The sequence below is a fragment of the Plantactinospora sp. B24E8 genome, from assembly GCF_039871735.1.
In the GTDB taxonomy this organism is placed as follows: Bacteria; Actinomycetota; Actinomycetes; order Mycobacteriales; family Micromonosporaceae; genus Plantactinospora.
Genome location: NZ_JBDPMH010000029.1, coordinates 1 through 14,530 on the forward strand (window position 1 = coordinate 1; position 14,530 = coordinate 14,530).

Annotated in this window: 9 protein-coding genes; 5 read left to right on the top strand and 4 right to left on the bottom strand. The window is 70.5% G+C overall.

What is annotated here, in order from left to right:
• Nucleotides 1-202: 202 nt before the first annotated feature.
• A complete protein-coding gene (locus tag ABGB21_RS28555; RefSeq protein WP_347680396.1) occupies nucleotides 203-1,111 on the top strand; it encodes a phosphatase PAP2 family protein in 909 nt (302 codons plus the stop codon).
• 113 nt (nucleotides 1,112-1,224) lie between these two features.
• Here the strand turns inward: ABGB21_RS28555 and ABGB21_RS28560 are convergent, their stop codons facing one another.
• Nucleotides 1,225-2,259 (bottom strand): DUF808 domain-containing protein, encoded by a 1,035-nt coding sequence (locus ABGB21_RS28560; RefSeq protein WP_347655666.1) that lies wholly within the window; start codon nucleotides 2,257-2,259, stop codon nucleotides 1,225-1,227.
• A gap of 152 nt (nucleotides 2,260-2,411) precedes the next feature.
• A complete protein-coding gene (locus ABGB21_RS28565; RefSeq protein WP_347655667.1) occupies nucleotides 2,412-3,257 on the bottom strand; it encodes an SAM-dependent methyltransferase in 846 nt (281 codons plus the stop codon).
• A gap of 313 nt (nucleotides 3,258-3,570) precedes the next feature.
• On the opposite strand from ABGB21_RS28565, the gene ABGB21_RS28570 reads away from it, so the two are divergent.
• Nucleotides 3,571-7,293: a carbohydrate-binding protein gene (locus ABGB21_RS28570; protein WP_347680398.1), complete on the top strand. Its 3,723-nt coding sequence runs from the start codon at nucleotides 3,571-3,573 to the stop codon at nucleotides 7,291-7,293.
• Nucleotides 7,294-7,416: 123 nt separating this feature from the next.
• Here the strand turns inward: ABGB21_RS28570 and ABGB21_RS28575 are convergent, their stop codons facing one another.
• Together ABGB21_RS28575 and ABGB21_RS28580 are read right to left on the bottom strand one after the other, a co-directional pair.
• Nucleotides 7,417-9,042 carry a long-chain fatty acid--CoA ligase gene (locus ABGB21_RS28575; RefSeq protein WP_347680400.1) on the bottom strand — a complete coding sequence of 542 codons (1,626 nt, stop codon included), beginning with the start codon at nucleotides 9,040-9,042 and terminating at the stop codon, nucleotides 7,417-7,419.
• A gap of 151 nt (nucleotides 9,043-9,193) precedes the next feature.
• A complete protein-coding gene (locus ABGB21_RS28580) occupies nucleotides 9,194-10,897 on the bottom strand; it encodes a carboxylesterase family protein (RefSeq protein ID WP_347655670.1) in 1,704 nt (567 codons plus the stop codon).
• A 405-nt stretch (nucleotides 10,898-11,302) separates the two neighbouring features.
• Here ABGB21_RS28580 and ABGB21_RS28585 point away from each other — a divergent pair, with 405 nt between their 5' ends.
• From ABGB21_RS28585 to ABGB21_RS28595, 3 genes are all read left to right on the top strand, one after another.
• On the top strand, nucleotides 11,303-12,979 hold the full coding sequence (locus ABGB21_RS28585; protein WP_347655671.1) for a tannase/feruloyl esterase family alpha/beta hydrolase: 1,677 nt from the start codon (nucleotides 11,303-11,305) through the stop codon (nucleotides 12,977-12,979).
• A gap of 131 nt (nucleotides 12,980-13,110) precedes the next feature.
• The gene (locus tag ABGB21_RS28590; RefSeq protein WP_347680431.1) at nucleotides 13,111-13,827 is read left to right on the top strand and encodes an ABC transporter ATP-binding protein; all 717 of its coding nucleotides are present in this window, start codon (nucleotides 13,111-13,113) and stop codon (nucleotides 13,825-13,827) included.
• Nucleotides 13,820-14,512: an ABC transporter ATP-binding protein gene (locus ABGB21_RS28595; protein WP_347655673.1), complete on the top strand. Its 693-nt coding sequence runs from the start codon at nucleotides 13,820-13,822 to the stop codon at nucleotides 14,510-14,512. The genes ABGB21_RS28590 and ABGB21_RS28595 overlap by 8 nt, the downstream gene beginning before the upstream one ends.
• Nucleotides 14,513-14,530 lie beyond the last annotated feature (18 nt).

The window sequence follows — 14,530 nt, forward strand, 5'->3', positions numbered from 1 at the left end:
CTACGGACCACCGTGCCACTGCTCGCCGACGAGTACCGACGCAACCGCACCACCGGCGGTTTCATCATCATCGACGAGACCACGAACCGCACGGTCGGCGCCGGCATGATCGTCGAGGCCGGCTGAGGCCGCCCGCCGAGCCTTCACCGGATCAGAATCCGGTCGGGACAGCTTCTTCATCGGTACAACCGATCATCGACGAATGCTGTCACAACTGCACCCGGAGGCGGCCCACCAGCCGAGGGACGGCACGCCGGTCGTCCGGCCGGTGCCGCCGATGGCCGGTCGGGCCCTCGTCGGCCGGCTGCTCGCCGCCGCCCTCGTGGGTCTGCTCGCCTTCGGGCTGACCGGTCTGTTCTTCGTCCGGACCCGGTACGGCCAGCACCTGGACGGTCTGCTCCTGCCCCGCGCCGAGCGGGGCGGCGGATACGAACAGCGTACGGCCCTGACCGTTCCCGCACGGGACCTGCTCGCCGTCTTCGGTCACCCGTTCACCATCGGCGTGCTGCTCGTCGTGCTGCTGACGGTGGCGGTGCTCACCCGCCGGACCTGGATGGGGGTGGCGGGTGTCGCGACCGTATCCGGCGCGGCGGCTCTGGCGGCGGCGACCAAGACCCTGCTACCGCGCCCTGATCTCGCCGTGTCGACCTCCACGACGCACAACAGCTTTCCCAGCGGGCACGTGACCGCGGCGATGGCCCTGCTGCTGGCGTTCCTGTTGGTGCTGCCCGACCGGTTGAGGTGGTGGCTCGCCGTACCCGGCGCTGCCGCCGTCGCGGTTGTCGCCGCGGCCACGATGGTCACCGGCTGGCACCGGTTCAGCGACGTGCTGGGTTCCGTACTTCTGGCGGCAGCGGCCTGCTGTCTCTCCAACGCCGTGCTGGCGGCCTGTCGCCAGGCCTCGGAACCGGACCGCCGGACGGTGCGGCACCGGATCCTGGCTCTCGGCGTCGGACTGGCGGGCCTGGAGGTCGGGCTACTGGTCGCCCCGACCGCGGTTTTCGACATCCGCAAGGGGCCGCTTGTCGCGATCCTGGCGGAGGGCAGCATCGTGCTGCTCGTCACGGTTCTGCTGGTCTGTCTGATGCCCATCGGCCGCCGCGGGCCCTGACCGGTTGACAGACGCCGCGGTGAACCGGTGACGTCCGGCCGGCCAGGGGGGCGGCCGAGATGACAGGCCGGGAGGCCGGGGCTTCCCGGGGAGCTGTCCGGCGACACCTGCGGTCAGGCGTGCGGCACGCCGTCCGAAGCGTCGCGAGGCTGATCCGCACGGCGCTGCGTCGCGGGGGTGACACCGTCAGCGGTGTGGGTCGGGTCCGTCACGGTGGTGGTCTCGGCGGGCTTACGACGGTGCAGCGTGAAGGTCATGACCAGGACGACCAGCGCACCGACGACCAGCCCGAGGATCGCGCTGGCCACCGTGTTGACGAGCCAGCCGACGAGACCGCCGAGCACACCCGTGGCGTCGTGGGCGGCCTCCTCCACGTGGTGCACGGCGTCGTACAGCACGTGCAGGCCCAACTCGTCCGCGCCGACCAGCAGGATGTGTCCGCCCACCCAGAGCATCGCGGCGGTGCCGACCACCGTCAGCACGGTGAGCACCACCGGCATCGCCTTCACCAGACCGCGACCGAACGCGGCGGTGGCGCCGGAGAGTTGCGCCAGGCGCAGCCCGGCGTCGTCCATCCGCACGATCAGGGCCACAACGCCGTACACCAGGACGGTGATGACGACGGCGACGACAGCCAGGATCGTCAGGCGGGACCAGAATGCCTGGTCGATCACCTCGTTGAGGGCGATGACCATGATCTCCGCCGAGAGGATCAGGTCGGTCCGCACCGCCCCGGACACCAGCGTCGTCTCGTCCTGCATCTGCTCCTCGCCCGCGCTGTGCGCGTCGTGGTGGGCGATCTTCGCCCACACCTTCTCCGCGCCCTCGTAACACAGGAAGGCGCCGCCGAGCATGAGGATCGGAGTGAGCAGCCAGGGCACGAACTGACTGAGCAGCAGCACCACCGGCAGGATGATGAGGAACTTGTTGCGCAGCGAACCCAGGGCGATCCGCTTGACGATCGGCAACTCGCGCTCGGACGCCAGGCTCCGCACGTACTGCGGGGTCACGGCGGCATCGTCGACGACGACGCCGGCGGCCTTGGCGCCGGCCTTCGCGGCGGCCGCCCCGATGTCGTCGACCGACGCGGCAGCGGCGCGAGCCAGCGCCGCCACGTCATCCAGCAGGGCTACGAGTCCACTGGCCAAGGGAGGTCCTTCCTGGGTTGAGCAGAGTCCGGGGTAGCCCATTCTCGCTCAGCTCCCTGCCCGGGGCATGCCCGGGCAGGGACCGGTCGCCCAGCGGACAGCCGCTGGGCTGGACGCGTCCTCGCCGGCCGGCCGGCGTCGGCCGGGATCGGTCAGGGTTTGTGGCCGACCACGCCGTAGGCGGTGACGTCGCGGGCGGTGGGCCGGGGTTGCGGCTCCGACTCCGCCCGCCACTCGGCGAGCGGCACGATTCCCGGCGGCACCAACTCCAGGTTGGTGTAGAACCGACCGATCTCCTCGGCGCTGCGGGCCCGGCCCTGTCCGTTCGCCGGATTCTCCCGCCAGGCCGCCTCGATCTTGGCGGCGAGTTCCGGTGGCAGGAAGTCGTTGGTGAAGTGGGTCATCACCAGCGCGCTGCCGGGGGCCAGCGGTGCGAGCAGTTCCTCGACCAGGCCGTACGGGTTGTCCTCGTCGACGATGAAGTGCATGATCGCCACCAGCAGCACCGCGACCGGCTGCGTCAGGTCGAGTGTGGCGCGCAGGTCCGGGTGGTGGAGGATCTCCTGCGGCCGCCGCAGGTCGGCGTCCAGATAGGCGGTACGCCCCTGCGTGGTGCTGGTCAGCAGCGCCCGGGCGTGCACCAGCACGATCGGGTCGTTGTCGACGTAGACGATCCGCGACTCGGGAGCGATCGCCTGTGCCACCTCGTGGGTGTTGTCCACGGAGGGGATACCGGTGCCGATGTCGAGGAACTGCCGGATCCCGGCCTCCCGGACCAGGTAGGTCACCGCCCGGTGGAGGAACCGGCGGTTCTCCTGCACGGCGGTCCGGGCGCTCGGGTAGACCTTCAGCATCGCCTCGGCCGACTCCCGGTCGGCGGCGAAGTTGTCCTTGCCGCCGAGCAGGTAGTCGTAGCGACGGGCCGGGTGCGGCACCGTGGTGTCGATCCGGGTCGCGAGATCCTCGACCGACAGGGACTGAGAACCAGGGTCGGACACCGACACCTCCAGAGCTACCTCGAAGCCGGCACCATCCTATGTGCCGACACCGGCGACGGTGGGCGCAGGGGCGGTCCGTGGCCGAATCCGGCGCCCGGCCGGGTCGCGGCCCTCGGATCTTGCGTGACGGAAGCGGGGGGCGGAGGATGCGGGAAAGCGCTTGCCCAACGGAGGGCGATGCGAGATGGAGAACATTGTGCGAAAGACACTACGTAGATTCGTACCCTTACCCCTGACGCTTGCCGTGGGCGTCTCCCTGTTCGGCTTCAGCCCTCCGGCCGCGAGCGCTGCCCCTGCCCCCGGCCCGCGCCAGATGGAGTACCTGACCCGCGGCCTGGTCGCCGCCCAGACCGCGGACGGCATATTCCTGAGTTGGCGCTTCCTGGGCGACGAGCCGGACGGCATCTCCTGGAACGTCTATCGCAAAGACGGCGACGCGGACTTCGTGAAGATCACCACGATCGCGCCCAGGAACGTGCAGCCCGAGAGCGACTACGACACGAACCCCGGCATCGTGAAGGAGAACGTCACCCCGTCGAACTACACCGACCCGGACGGCGTCCTCACCTCCGTCTACGAGGTCGCTCCGGTCGTCGGCGGCGTCGAGGGCCGGCGGCAGGGCATGAGCGTGCCCATGCTGTCGGCCCTGCCCGGTCAGGCCGGCCAGGCCAACCGGGGTGCGGCCACCTACATTCCGCTCAAGCCGGCGCCGGCTCCGGTGCCGCTCGCGCACTTCACCTACCGAGGGCAGCGGTTCGGTCCCGGCACCAACCTGAACGCGGCCGACATGGTCGTCCCGGGTACGGGTAACCAGAACTGGTACGTCGTCGACATGAACCTGTTGAGAGGGTTCCGGGTGGCGTACCACGACCAGGCGACCGTGACCCAGGAGCAGCTCGACGGTTGGGTCGCCAAGCTCAACGAGTACAACACGACACCCAACGCGCTCGGCGTCGCCACCTACCCCAGCGCCCGGCCGCTGACCAACTCCCTCGTGGACGGCAAAATCACCAGGGCGCTGTACGACGAGCTCGAAGCCGAGTTCGTCACGTACGTGAAGAACCTGGACTCCGGCACGTCGCTGCCCTACGCGAAGACCAGCGCCGGTGCGGTCCACACCTCGCAGAGCAGCGCCTACGCCACGCACGACATCACGGTGGCCGACTTCGACGGCGACGGCGAGTACGAGATCGTCGTCAAGTGGCGCAGCACCCAGCAGGACCCCATGTACTCCGAGCCGATCTTCAACGGCAGTAACACCACCACCGCCCCCGAGTACGTCGACGCCTACAAACTGGACGGGACCCTGCTGTTCCGGGTCGACATGGGCTACAACGTCCGGGCGGGCAACGACCACGAGACGACCCTGTTCGCCGAGGACTTCGACGGTGACGGCAAGGCCGAGCTGATGCTCAAGACCGCGCTCGGCACCCGGATCGGCAACTGGGACGAGGCGTCGCAGTCCGTCGTCTACCCGGACACGCGCAACACCGTGGTGGGCGGCGAGGACGGCCTGCACGCGACCACGGACAGGTTCAAGGAGTACTTCGCCACCGGCGACACCGCTGCGCTCGACACCTACTGGTCGCTGCTCAACAGCTTCGCCATCAGCTACCGCAGCCCGGTGGCCGGAAACGGCAACGACGGGGTCAACGACCCGGCGGTCAAGCGCTGGATCAAGACGTACCACGTCGGCCCGATCGGACCGGCCAAGGACGACCAGGAGTTCTTCTCGGCCTTCGAGTGGGACGCCGGCGCCGGCCGGGGTGTGCTCGTGGACAGCGCCCGGTACCCGTTCACCTACCGGGGTAGCGTCGACGGCGACAACTGGGCCATGACGCCGGCCACCCAGCGCGGCAACTTCTCCTACCTGGCCTTCCCCGGCCCCGGCGCCGGCAGCGGCCCGGCCGACTACAAGTCGCAGATGATGGCTCCCTCGGAGGCCTACTGGCTGGAGAATCCCTGGAAGGCGGCCTCGTGGGGCGACGCCCAGGGCAACCGCGCCAACCGCTACCTCGGCGTCGTGGCGGCCCTGGACGGCAAGCACACCTACGCGGTCTCCCAGCGCGGCTACTACGCGCGGACGACCTTCGCCGCGTTCACCCTGGTGGACGGCAAGGTCAGGCTGAAGGCCAGCTTCGACTCGGCCGACCCGCGGTACTGGTCGCTGGGCGGCACCGCCTACGACTACCAGAACCGGGGCAACCACTTCACCGACTCCGCCGATCTCGACGGCGACGGCCGGGACGAGATCGTCATGAAGGCCATGGTCCTCGGCCTGAACGCGGACGGCACCAAGATCCTGCCCAAGGTGATCAACGGCGACACCATGCCGACGATCGAGGGCCAGAACAGCGTGCCTCCGGTGGCCAACAGCTTCGAGTTCGCCACCGACGCGGTCCGGACCAACCCGCTGAACACGTGGGCGCCGCTGCGGCACGGCGACCGCAGCGCGCTGCTTCCGGTCGACAAGGACAACAACATCCGCGTCTGGTCCGGCAGCGAGGAGAACCTGTACGACGACATCCGTACCGGCCGGCAACACGGTTGGCTGCCCGGTCCGGAGGCCCACGATCCGTTGAAGGGCATGCGGCGCGACGACCGGGGCGAGGTCGTCCGGGAGAACTCGATGGTCTTCGGTGTCTACGCCGGCACCGACGCCGAGGGTGCGGTGGCCGGAAACTTCTCCAACCGCTGGCCCGGCGCGCAGGGGTTCTCCCAGAACGGTGCCCGGAGCATGGTCACCGGCGAGCTCCTGAACGGCAGCAACAACCTGCGCAGCGGCCAGTACGCCATCTGGTTCGGCGGCGGCCTGACGGCCATGGCCGTCAGCGGTGCCACCATCAGCACGGTCGACGACCTGACCTTCGCGCCCACCCCGTACCTGGCGACCGGCCTGACGTCGACCGGCAACAAGAGCACCCCCACGCTCAAGGCCGACCTGCTGGGCGACTGGCGTGAGGAGCTCGTCCTGCGGGCCAGCGACAACCGTCTGGCCATCGTCACCACCCTGTCGCCGACCGAGTACGGCATCCGGACGCTGATGCACGACCCGATGTACCGCAACGGCGTGGCGAACAAGAACACCGGCTACGACCAGTTCGGGTTCGCCAGCTTCTATCTGGGCGACGAGGCGAGGCTGCCGTCGATGCGGACCGACATCGCCGTCCCGGCCGGGCCCGACACGACCGCTCCGACGGTCACGGTGAAGCCGGAGTCGAAGGGCAGGGACGGGGTGTACCGCGATGTCTCCTTCAGGCTCGCCGACGCCGGCAAGGTCGACCGGCTCACCCTGAACGGGGTCGGGAAGGACCTGGCCGACAACACCTGGTCGGATCTCAACGGGGTGAAGCCCGGCGCGTTCGGCGGCAAGGCCGGTAGCAACGAGCTGAAGGTGTACGACGTGGCGGGCAACGTCACGACCCTGACCTTCACGCTGGATGTCACCGGCCCGACGGTGACCGTGAAGGACGGGGCGACCGAGACGGTCGGCACCCCCGCCACCGGGTACGAGCAGGTGTCCTTCAAGCTGTTCGACGAGTACCGGGTCGACCGGCTCAGCCTGAACGGGGTCGGGAAGGACCTGACCGACAACGCCTGGTCGGATCTCAACGGGGTGAGGCCCGGTGTGTCCGGGGCGGTACTCGGGGCGAACGAGCTGACGGTGTACGACGTGGCGGGCAACGTCACGACCCTGGCCTTCACGCTCGTCGCGCCGTCCCCGGCGGCGCCGGCCTGGGACCCGAAGCAGGCGTACCGCACCGGCGACCGGGTCTCCCATGACGGCGCGGTCTACGTCGCGCAGTGGTGGACCCAGAACGAGAAGCCCGGCAGCACCCCGACCGGCTCGTGGATGGAGCAGGGTGCCCCCGTCCCGGCGGCCGGGGCCGACGTGCGGTCCTGGACCCCGTCCTGGGTCTACCCCGGTGGCGAGGTCGTCGAGCACGACGGCCACACCTGGAAGGCCAGGTGGTGGTCCCGGGACCAGCAGCCGGGCGAGCCCAACGGCCCGTGGCAGGACCTCGGGGCGTACTGACGAACCGAGGCCAGGGAGGGTCGGTCCGTCCGGGCCGGCCCTCCCTGGCCTACCAGGCCACGAGCCACCGGCATGCGTCCGGGGGCGGGCCGCCGCCCACCGGCCCGGGGCGGTGCGGGGGTGTCACGCCGGCTGCGACCGGGTCGCGGACCCGGCGAGGTCCCGCAACACCACCTTCGAGAACTTGCCCGTCGCCGTCTTGGGAATCTCGTCGAGGACGACAAAACGATCGGGAACCCACCACGAGGCGACCCGTTCGCGCAGGTACTCGCGCAGACCCGGCTCGTCGATCCTGGCCCCGGCCGCGGGTACGACGTACGCCCACGGTCGCTCTCCCCAGCGGTCGTCGACGACGCCGACCACCGCCGCCTCCCGCACCGCCGGGTGTGCCATCAGCTCGTTCTCGAGCGTGACCGAGGAGATCCACTCCCCGCCGGACTTGATGATGTCCTTGCTGCGGTCGACGATGCGGAGGTAGCCGAACTCGTCGACGGTCGCGACGTCACCGGTCCGCAGCCAGCCGTCATCGGTGAAGGACGACGCGCCCGGATCGGCGCCGAAGTAGCGGGCCGCGACCGTCGGCCCGGCCACCTGCAGTTCGCCCGACGTGGTGCCGTCCCGCGCGACGGGTCGACCCTCGCCGTCCACGACCCGTACGTCGACCACCGGCACCGTCGGCCCCGGCTGGCCGAGCACCCGTCGGCGAGCGTCCGCCGGCAGTGCGTCGTGTACCGACGACACCCGCCCGCACGCGACGAGCGGACTCGTCTCCGTCATCCCCCACGAGCTGGTGATGGGTACGCCGGTCGCCCGCTCCCACGACTCGGACAGCGCCTCCGGCAGGGCGCTCCCACCGCTGACCACCGTGCGCAGCGAGGAGAGGTCCACGGTGCCGAGCAGTGGCTCCAGGCCGCGCCAGATCGCCGGCACACCGGCGGAGAACGTCACGCGGTGCCGGGAGAGACGCTGGATGAGGTCCGTCGGGGCCATCGCCGGACCGGGAAGCACCAGTTCGGCTCCGGCGAGGGCGGCCGCATAGGGCAGCCCCCAGGCGTTGACGTGGAACATCGGCACGATGGGCATCACCACGTCCCGCTCCGAGATGGCGAAGCTGTCGACGCCCAGCAGCAGCATCGCGTGCAGGACGATGGAGCGGTGGCTGTAGAGCACGCCCCTCGGCCGCCCGGTCGTGCCCGAGGTGTAGCACAGGCTCGCCGCGTCGTTCTCGTCGACGTACGTCGCCGCCGCCGGCTCCGGGCAGCGGGCGAGCAGCGCCTCGTAGTCGACGACCCGCGGGTCGGCGGGGATCTCCTGGTCACCGCCGTCGTCCATCACGACGATCCAGCGAACCGTGGCGACGGCGCGGATGACGTCCCAGACCGTGCCGAGCAGCGACCGGTCGACGAAGACGACGTCGTCGGCCGCGTCGGACATGATGTGGATCAGGTCGTGGGCGAAGAGCCGGTGGTTGAGCGTGTGCAGGACTCGGCCGGCCGACGGGACACCCAGGTAGAGCTCGAGGTGGCGCTGGCTGTTCCAGCCGAAGGTGCCGACCCGTGCCGATTCCGGGACCGCCAGGACGTCGAGCACGGCGGAGAGCCGCCGTGCCCGGTCGACCACGTCACCCCAGGTCGCGACCGTCTCGCCGGAGGCGGTCGCCGTCACCACGCGCTTGTGGCGGAATCCCAGGTCCACCCGTCGCATCAACAGACCGACGTCGAGCGACCTGTCCTGCATCAGCCCGCGCACAGTGCCTCCTCTTCCGTGAGAATGTCCCCGCCGTCGACGTTCCGGGCGTGCGTGGCGGTGCCTGCGGTGGGCCGGTCCCGCCGCGATCGAGCGGGCCGCCGGGGACCGGACCGCCATCGGCCGGACCGCCATCGGCCGGCGGAGACCCTCCTCACCGGTTGGTTGTCGACGCCAGGTGGACGTGCCGGTCGTCGGCGTCCAGCACCAGGCTTGTCGGCCACTGCTCCCAGCTGCGCCCGAGCCCCCGGTGCTGCGGCGATCCCCTGTAGACGAAACTGCGGACGCTGTCGATCATCAGGTCGGACAACCTCAGCCGGCCGGGCTCGTTGCGCTGACTGAAGGCGTACGAGAAGACGGTGCGCCCGAAGGTGCCGAACACGAACGGCAGGTCGATCGCGTGCACCGCGCCGTACACCTGGTCGAACGGTGCGGGCTCCTGGTTCCAGTCGAACCTGTAGTGGTAGAGCGACCGGTTCCCGCCCCGCGCCATGGCATCAAGCGAGTCCCGGTTGATGCCGGTGAAGACTAGATCGGTCAGGGCCGCGGCGGCGTCGTTCCAGCCCTGGGGCTTGTCCACCGGAAGGTACTCGTCCCGGAGCAGATCGGCGGCGGTCAGGGTGCCGGCTTTGTCGGGGTCGAACAGGTACTGCATGGTGAACCGCTCGTAGTCGCTCGGTTTGTGCGCGTTGATGGCGCTGCCGAACAGCTTCCCTTCCTCCAGGGTGTTCCCGGCCAGGACGGGCACGTCGCGGACGACTCCGGAGGCCAGCACGGCGTACGGGTCGGCGGGGATCACCGTGCCGTCGGCGATGACCGCCGGGGTGGCGTCGAGTTGGTGCCTGACCAGCACCCGTACCAGCTCGTCGGCGGGGAGTGAACGGAGCAGGTCGATGCCGGTCCGTCCCGCGTCGGGGTGGTCGCTCTCCGCGGCCCGCATCACCCGGTCGGCGTACGCCCTCGCGTCGGCCACGCTCCGGGTGCTCAGGCCGCCACTGAGCGGAATGATCTTGTCGACCATCCCACGCGCCAGCGGGGAGACGAGCAGGGACCAGACGTTCACCGCCCCCGCCGACTGGCCCATGACGCTGATGTTGTCGGCGTCGCCACCGAAGCTCCGGGCGTTGCGGTCGACGAAGTGGAGCGCGCTGACCAGGTCGAGAGTGCCGAAGTTGCCGGACGCCGCCAGCGGGTCGCTGCCGTCGGTGCCCTCGGCGTTGAGCCAGCCGAAGACTCCCACCCGGTAGTTGACCGTGACCACGACGGCCTGGGCGCGTCTGGCCAGCTCCCGGCCGTCGTACATCGGATCCGCCGAGTAACCGACGACGTTGCTGCCGCCGTGGATGAAGAACACGACGGGCAGGTCGCGCCTGGGTGTCGACGGGCGGAAGACGTTCAGCGTCAGGCAGTCCTCCTCGCCGACGGGCTGCCGTAGCCCGTCGCGTACCGCCAGGTCGTAGAACGGTCCGTTCGGGGACGGGCTGAAGAAGCGGCCCGGCTGCGTGCACCCCGATCCGTACTGCCGGGTGTGCCGGACCTCCGTCCAGGACCGGTGGGGTTTCGGCGGACGCCAGCGGAGGTCACCCACCGGCGGCTCGGCGTACGGGATCCCCAGCCAGGAGTACGTCCCGGTCGACCTGCCGTCGTCGCGTCCGGCGATCGGCCCGAGTGTCGTCCGGACGAGGGTCGGGTCCTTCCGAGGCGGGGCGGCGTGGGCGGCCGCACCGGTGAACGGCACCGGGATCAGGACCGCGCTCGCGAGGATGATGCCGAGGATCGGCCGGAGTAGCGAGGACGTCGGACGACGAGGCCCGCCCGGTTCGCGGACGATGGCGGCCTCGGACGGCACAGCAGGCATCGGCACTGCCTCCCTGGGGTTGAACGTGGCACGCGGTGTCGCTCTACCGCGCCTTTATTGCCATCGCGTGCCATCACTGTTACATGCGTCACTGACGGGTGGCAAGAGCCGGCTGTCCGCCCGCGTACGCCGTCGGCCCGTGCGGCGGCGCCGCTGCCCGGCCGGCGTCTCGGCGCCTGACGCGATTGCCCCGTACCCGATGCCCGGCCCGCCGTTGCCGCCGCTCGGCGCTGTCGCGGCCTTGATTCGCGGCTCAGACCGGGGGAGTCCGGGTGGTCTATCGGCGCCCGGACGTTTCCGCGGCCGACCCTTGCGGGTCCACTGTGACCCGTGGCACAGTGAGTGGCACTCAGTGCCGTCTATAAGCGGCCTGGCGGCACAGCGTGCTTAGTCAGGAGGTCCGCGATGAGCCAGATGCTGCGAGTTCGTGGCAGATCGAGACAGTTCGCCGCCGGGATGGCGCTCGCCACCACGCTGGTGGGTGCGACGGCGGTCCTCGGGCCCGCGTCTGCCACCGCCGCGTCTGCCACCGCCGCGGCGGGCCCGGTCCGCGGCTGCGCGGAGTTGGCGGGGACGGCGATCCCGGCATCGGCGATCAGTCTGCCGACCAGGGGCGGCCGCGTCGGGACGGCGTCCCCGGTGACGCAGATCGTGAGTGGCCAGACGATCGAGTACTGCAGCGTCGGCGCGGCGCTGTTCCCCGTCGATCCCGCCGCGCCGGAGATCAGGCTGCAGGTCGCCATGCCGGTCGACTGGAACCGCGACGCGATGATGTTCGGTGGCGGCGGATACAACGGGACGATCCCCAACCTCGCGCAGAACGTGCCGTTCGGGCGTCCCGACCAACCGGCACCCCTGGCCCGTCGGTACGTGACGTTCGCGAGCGACTCCGGCCACCAGGCGGGTCCCGCCGGGTCCCTGGACGGCTCCTTCGGCATGAACGACGAGGCGCTGCGCAACTTCGCCGCCGGCGATGCGCTGAAGAAGACCCGTGATGCCGCCCTGTACCTCATCCGTCGCGGCTACGGCACCGGGCCCGTCCGCACGTACTTCGCGGGCGGCTCGACCGGCGGTCGGGAGGCGCTCGTCGTCGCGCAACGGTGGCCGGACGCCTTCGACGGCGTCATCTCCGCCTACCCCGCCTGGAACAACACCGCCGAAGTCCTGCACCTCGGACACCTCGCGCGGGTGATGTCCCGTCCCGGCGCGTTCCCCGGGCCGGAGAAGCAGACCCTCCTCTACGACAGCGTCATCGCGGCGTGTGACGGGCGGGACGGTCTCGAGGACGGGATCATCTCGAACCCCGACGGCTGTGAGTTCGACCCCCGGGCGCTCCGCTGCCCCGAGGGTGCCGACGCCGGTCCGAGCTGTCTCTCCGACCCGCAGATCGACTCGGTCAACGCCGCGTCCGGGCCGTTCCGCTGGCCGTACCGGATCGCCAGCGGCGAGCGCCACTATCCCGGCTTTCCGCTGCTCTCCGGAGCGGACATGCGGACGCCGGTACTCGGCTTCGGTTACTCGGCGCCCGCCAACCCGATGCCGGTGACCAGCGGATACGGGGCCCAGTACTGGGACCAGTGGGTGAAGTACTTCCTGACCAGGGACCCCGGCCACAACTCCCTCGACGTCGACCCGAGCCGACCGGGGAAGTGGCTACCGCGGATCAGTTACCTCTCCACCATCCAGGACCGCAACGACCCGGACCTGCGCCCCTTCGCGCGCTCCGGCGGAAAACTCCTCCTCCTGCACGGCGCCGCGGACGAGTTGGTCTCCCACCGCTCGACGAACGACTACTACCGTCGGGTGCTCGACACGGTGGGGACCCGGCAGACGCCGGAGTTCATGCGGTACTACCTCGTGCCCGGCGCGAACCACGCCAACGTCGGCGCGCCCGCGTTCGCCGCCACCTGGGACTCGCTCTCCGCGCTCGAACGGTGGGTCGAGGACGGACAGCCGCCGGTCAGGCCCGTGGTCACCGACGGCAGGAACGGCAGGACACGCCCGCTCTGCGAGTACCCGCGCTGGCCACGGTACCGCTCGGGCGACCCCGACAACGCCCAGAGCTTCGTGTGCGCGCGGTGACGGGCACCGACGACGGTCCGCCGGTGACCGCAGGTCGCCTGGAGGGAGGCTCGGTGACCGCAGGTCGCCTGGAGGGAGGCCCTGTGACGACGAGTGGTCGGGTGGCGCTACGTACCCGGGCCCTGACGAAGATGTTCCGCGGCTTCCGCGCGGTCGACTCGGTGGACCTCGTGGTCGGCGAGGGCAGTGTGCACGCGCTGGTGGGTCCCAACGGTGCCGGGAAGACCACCCTGTTCAACCTCCTGACCGGATTCGTCTCCCCGACCTCCGGGGCGATCGCGGTCTTCGATGAGGACGTCACCGGGCAACCGCCCGAGCAGGTCGCGCGGCGCGGCGTGGCCAGGTCGTTCCAGATCACCAGCCTCTTCGAGAGCCTGACCAGCCGCGAGCACGTGGAGCTCGCTCTCCAGGGACTCACCAGGCAGGGGTTCCGGTTCTGGCGGTCGGCGAAGCTGCTCGGCAGAAACCGTGCCCGGGTGGACGAACTGCTCGGGCAGGTGGGGCTGACGCCGTTGGCGGAGAAGCCGGTCGGACTGCTCGCCTACGGCCAGAAGCGCGCGCTGGAGCTGGCGCTGGCGCTGGCACTGGATCCCCGGGTGATGCTGCTCGACGAGCCGACGGCCGGGATGGGGATCGAGGACGTCGACCGCACCATCGAACTGGTCCGGCGCATCGCGGCCGGCCGTACCGTGGTGCTCGTCGACCACAACATGCACGTCGTCGGCAGCCTCGCCGACCGGGTGACGGTGCTGCAGCAGGGCAGGATCCTCGCGGAGGGCGCCTACGACGAGGTCCGCAACGACGAACGGGTGATCACCGCCTACCTGGGCGAGGCCGACCATGCTTGAGGTCACCGGCCTGCGGGCGTGGTACGGCGAGGCGCGGGCACTGCACGAGGTGAGCCTTCGGGTGGGCGAGGGCGAGGTCGTCACCCTGGTCGGCCGCAACGGCGCCGGCAAGACCACCCTGGTGCGGTGCCTGATCGGCCTGCACCGGCAGGTCAGCGGCACCGTCTCGTTCCTCGGCCGGGACGTCAGCCGGATGCCGGCCCACCAGCGGGCCCGCGCCGGCATGGGCTGGGTCCAGGACGACCGCGGCATCTACGCGAGCCTCACCGTGGAGGAGAACCTGCTGCTCCCGCCCCGGGTCTCCGAACGGGCCTGGACGCTCGACCGGGTCTACGAGGCGTTCCCGGAGCTCGCTGACCGCCGCAGGGCGGGCGGCACCACGCTGTCGGGCGGGGAACAGCAGATGCTGGCCATCGCCAGGGCGCTCCGGACCGGCGCCCGGCTGCTGCTGATGGACGAGCCCTCCGAGGGCCTGGCCCCGGTGGTCGTCGCCCGGATCCGGGAGATCATCCACCAGATCAAGGCCACCGGTGTCGGCGTGCTGCTCATCGAACAGAACGTCAAGTTCGCCGCCACCGTGGCCGACCGGCACTACCTGCTCAGCCAGGGCCGCATCGTCGAGACCTTCGACAACGCCGAGTTCCGGCGGCGCGAGGGCGAACTGCTCGAGCACCTCGGCATCTGACCGGTCGACCCGACGACG

What these genes read in the sequence shown, in the direction of transcription:
- ABGB21_RS28570 (WP_347680398.1), top strand. Translation starts at nt 3,571, where the DNA reads ATGGAGTACCTGACCCGCGGCCTGGTCGCCGCCCAGACCGCGGACGGC.
- ABGB21_RS28555 (WP_347680396.1), top strand. Translation starts at nt 203, where the DNA reads ATGCTGTCACAACTGCACCCGGAGGCGGCCCACCAGCCGAGGGACGGC.
- ABGB21_RS28595 (WP_347655673.1), top strand. Translation starts at nt 13,820, where the DNA reads ATGCTTGAGGTCACCGGCCTGCGGGCGTGGTACGGCGAGGCGCGGGCA.
- ABGB21_RS28585 (WP_347655671.1), top strand. Translation starts at nt 11,303, where the DNA reads ATGAGCCAGATGCTGCGAGTTCGTGGCAGATCGAGACAGTTCGCCGCC.
- ABGB21_RS28580 (WP_347655670.1), bottom strand. Translation starts at nt 10,897, where the DNA reads ATGCCTGCTGTGCCGTCCGAGGCCGCCATCGTCCGCGAACCGGGCGGG.
- ABGB21_RS28590 (WP_347680431.1), top strand. Translation starts at nt 13,111, where the DNA reads ATGTTCCGCGGCTTCCGCGCGGTCGACTCGGTGGACCTCGTGGTCGGC.